Below are 3,723 nucleotides of genomic sequence, written 5' to 3'. Positions count from 1 at the left end.
TTGGTCTTCATCTCCCCGGCCGTCTTCACATAGGGCAGCAGGGTGAGGTGGATGTAGCAGGCCATGCCGCGGGGGAGTTCCTGGCCCAGCTGGCGGATGGCCTCGAAGAAGGGCAGGCCCTCGATGTCGCCCACCGTGCCGCCGATCTCCACCAGCACGAAGTCGACGCCCTCGCCGGGATCGGACAGGACGAACTGCTTGATCTCGTCGGTGACGTGCGGGATCACCTGGACCGTCGCGCCGAGATAGTCGCCGCGGCGCTCCTTCTCGATGATGGTCTTGTAGATCTGGCCGGTGGTGATGTTGTCTCCGCGGGCGGCGTTGACGCCGGTGAACCGCTCATAGTGGCCGAGGTCCAGGTCGGTCTCGGCGCCGTCCTCGGTCACGAAGACCTCGCCATGCTGGTAGGGACTCATCGTCCCCGGGTCGACGTTCAGGTACGGATCAAGCTTGCGCAGGCGCACCCGATAGCCGCGCGCCTGGAGGAGCGCGCCAAGGGCGGCGGAGGCGAGACCTTTTCCCAAGGAGGAGACCACGCCGCCGGTGATGAAGATGTACCGGGTCATGGGGCTCCAGTTAGCCGCGATTCGCCGGCGCTTGCAGACCGGAGATGCGTCTCACCTGTGGACGAGCGTCACTTGCCGCCGTTGGGCGCCGGTGCGGGCGCGGGCTGAGAGGGCGGCGCCTGACCGGACGACGGGGCCGGAGCGCCGACGAAGGGGTCGGCCAGGCTGGGCCGCGGCGCCTCGAAGGGCGCCGGGGCTGCGCCCGGGGCGGGCGCGGCGGGCGCCTGCTGCTCCTGTTGCCGCTTGAGCGCCTCGGGCGACAGGCTCTCCACCTTGACACGGTCGACCACGGAGGTGTCCGCGCGTTCGCGCCCGATCAGCAGGGTCAGGGCCAGGCTGAGGATGAAGAAGGCCGTTCCCAGACCCCAGGTCAGCCGGGTCAGGAGGTCGCCGGCGCCGCGGGCGGTCATGAAACCGGTGGGCCCGCCGCCCATACCCAGGGCGCCTCCCTCGGAACGCTGGACCAGGACGACGACCGTCAGGCCGATGCCGACGATGATTTGCAGGGTGAGCAGGAGCCCGAGCATGGAGGAACCGCAGGAACTGGCCGCTGTCCGGCCGGGAGAGCGGCTCATCTAACATCGGAGGGGACGGGTTTCCAGTCCGGCGAGGCGAAACCTGCGCCCGACCGTCCCGGCTCAGGCGCCGGCGAGGATACCCAGGAAGTCTGACGCCTTCAGTGACGCACCGCCGACCAGGGCGCCGCCGACCTCGGCCGCAGCGAGGATCTCCGCCGCATTGGCGGGCTTGACCGAGCCGCCGTAGAGGATCGGCGCCCGGGCCCCGGCGTCGCCCAGGACGGCGACCAGTTCGGCCCGAATGGTGGCGTGAATCTCGGCGATCTGGTCCGTGGTGGGGGTCAGTCCCGTGCCGATGGCCCAGACCGGTTCGTAGGCGACGGCGAAGGGCCGCCCGGCGAGGGCGGCCGGCAGGGACCCCCGGACCTGACCGGTGACGACGGCGATGGCGCGGCCCGCCTCGCGTTCTGCAAGGGTCTCGCCCACGCAGACAATGGGCTCCAGGCCCGCCCGGAGGGCCGCCTCGACCTTGGCGGCGACCAGGGCGTCGGTCTCTGCAAAGCCCGCGCGGCGCTCAGAGTGCCCGAGGATGACGAGGGTGGCGCCGGCGTCGGCCAGCATCTCGGCGGAGACATCCCCCGTGAAGGCCCCGAAGGCCTCGGCCCGGCAGTCCTGACCGCCGACCGCGACAAGGGTCCCGGCAAGGGACCGGGACATGCGCTCGACAAGGGTGGCGGGCGGACAGATTCCGACGCGGGCGGCGGCGTCGCCCAGGCCCGCGGCGACGGCCTCCGCCTCAACGAGGTCCGCGCTCAGCCCGTTCATCTTCCAGTTGCCCACGATCAGCTTCTGCATGCTGGCTCTCCCTTCGCCGGCTTCCGACGCCACCCGCCGGCGGATACGACACGGCGAGGCGGCTGTCACCCGACGGATGACCGCCGCCGGCCGCTTGCCCCCTTGCGGGCCAACCCTCTATACCCGGCGCTGAAACGCGCCCGGTTTGCGGGCCTGGAAGGATTTCATGCTCGCCCACATCCGCGCCTTCGCAAAGTCCTGGGTCGCCGCCGTCCTGATCGGCCTCCTGATCCTGAGCTTCGCGGTCTTCGGCGTCAGTGACGTCTTCAAGACCCGGGCCCAGAACGAGGTGGTCCACGCCGGGAACCGGAGCGTCACGACCGAGGAGTTTCGCGCCGAGTTCGACCGGGCCAAGCAGAACCTCGAGCAGCAGAACGGCCAGCAGATCAGCAACGAATTGGCGGTGGAGAATCGCTTCGATGCGCGGGTCCTGGAGATGCTGGCGGACCGCGAGGCCATGGCCGCGCTGATCGAAAAGATCGGCCTGCGGCCAGCCGACGCCCTGATCACCCGGGAGATCCAGAAGATCCCGGCCTTCTTCGACCAGGTGTCAGGCCGCTTCGACAAGCGTCTCTACGAGGAGGCCCTGGCGCGCAACAAGCTGACAGCGCCGCAGTTCGAGCAGAGCGTCCGCGACGAAATCGCCCAGTCCCACCTGGCCGCCGGTCTGGTGGACGGCCTGCGCCCGCCCCGGGCCTTTGGCGCCCTGGCGGTCGTATTCGCCCAGGAATCCCGCGACCTGGCGGTGTTCAATGTCGGACCCGGCGCGGTCGAGGCGCCCAAGCCGCCGACCGACGCCCAGCTGACCGAGTTCATGAAGGCCAACGCCGAGCGCCTGATGCGGCCGGAGTTCCGCATCCTGAGCGTGGTGCGGTTCAGCTCCGCCCAGGTGGCCGGAAGGGTGACGGTCTCCGAAGCCGATATCCGCAAGCAGTTTGACTTCAGGAAGGACTCCCTCAACCAGCCGGAGACCCGCTCTCTCGTGCAGATTCCGGCCCGTGACGCCGGGACGGCGCGGTCCGTGGCCGACCGGCTGGCGAAGGGCGAGGACCCGGCCGCGGTCGCCCGCTCGGCGGGCGTCGAGCCGGTATTCTACGTCGACAAGCCCCGAACGGCGGTGGTGGACGCCAAGGCCGGAGAGGCCGCCTTCGCCATGGCTCGGGGTGAGGTCCGGACGGTCCAGGGCGACCTCGGTCTGGCGGTCATCAGGGTGACCGGAATCACCCCTGGCAGGATCGTCACCCTCGAGGAGATCCGGCCGATGCTGGAGGCCGAAGCGCGCAAGACCGCTGCGGCCGAGAAGGTCTACGAGATCAGCCAGGCCTATGACGACGCCCACGCCGGCGGCGCCAACCTGGACGAGGCCGCCGCCAAGGCGGGCGTGCCGGTGATCACCCTGGGCCCAGTGGCCGAACAGGGCTTTGACCCCACCGGCAAGCCGGTTGCGGGCTTGTCCGCGAAGCTGGTGCAGACCGCCTTCCGTCTGCCTGAGGGCGGGGAAAGCCAGATCGAGGAGGAGAGCCCGGGAGAGTCCTATGCAGTGCGGGTCGACAAGGTGATCCCAAGGACCCTTCCCCCCCTGGCCGAGGTGCGCCAGCCGCTCGCGCAGGCATGGATGAACCAGGAGATGGCCAAGCGGCTGCGCGCCAAGGCCGAGTCCCTTGCCGAGCGGGTGCGCAAGGGCGAGGAGCTGGACGCAGTCGCCGCCTCCATCGGGGCCAAGCCCGCGCGCCTGGCCGGCCTGACCCGCCAGGGCGCGGCGCAGGGCGGTCCCCTGTCTCAGG

General features: G+C 70.3%; 4 protein-coding genes. 1 reads left to right on the top strand and 3 read right to left on the bottom strand.

Annotation, left to right across the window (positions count from 1 at the left end; all coding sequences use genetic code 11):
• From IM632_RS08335 to tpiA, 3 genes are all read right to left on the bottom strand, one after another.
• Window positions 1–566 (bottom strand): CTP synthase (locus IM632_RS08335; protein ID WP_296552214.1); only part of this gene is annotated, 566 nt, incomplete at its 3' end.
• 68 nt (window positions 567–634) lie between these two features.
• Window positions 635–1,141: a preprotein translocase subunit SecG gene (gene secG, locus IM632_RS08330; RefSeq protein ID WP_293516236.1), complete on the bottom strand. Its 507-nt coding sequence runs from the start codon at window positions 1,139–1,141 to the stop codon at window positions 635–637.
• Window positions 1,142–1,204: 63 nt separating this feature from the next.
• On the bottom strand, window positions 1,205–1,939 hold the full coding sequence (tpiA, locus tag IM632_RS08325) for a triose-phosphate isomerase (protein WP_296484207.1): 735 nt from the start codon (window positions 1,937–1,939) through the stop codon (window positions 1,205–1,207).
• Window positions 1,940–2,105: 166 nt separating this feature from the next.
• Here tpiA and IM632_RS08320 point away from each other — a divergent pair.
• On the top strand, window positions 2,106–3,723 hold a 1,618-nt coding region (locus IM632_RS08320), incomplete at its 3' end, for a peptidylprolyl isomerase (RefSeq protein ID WP_296552213.1).

The organism is Phenylobacterium sp., assembly GCF_020402505.1.
Taxonomy (GTDB): domain Bacteria; phylum Pseudomonadota; class Alphaproteobacteria; order Caulobacterales; family Caulobacteraceae; genus Phenylobacterium.
Note: the sequence above shows the minus strand (reverse complement) of the source record. Positions and strands in the feature narration are given on the sequence as shown.

Coding starts and splice junctions, on each gene's coding strand:
- tpiA (WP_296484207.1), bottom strand. CDS start 1,939: ATGCAGAAGCTGATCGTGGGCAACTGGAAGATGAACGGGCTGAGCGCG.
- secG (WP_293516236.1), bottom strand. CDS start 1,141: ATGAGCCGCTCTCCCGGCCGGACAGCGGCCAGTTCCTGCGGTTCCTCC.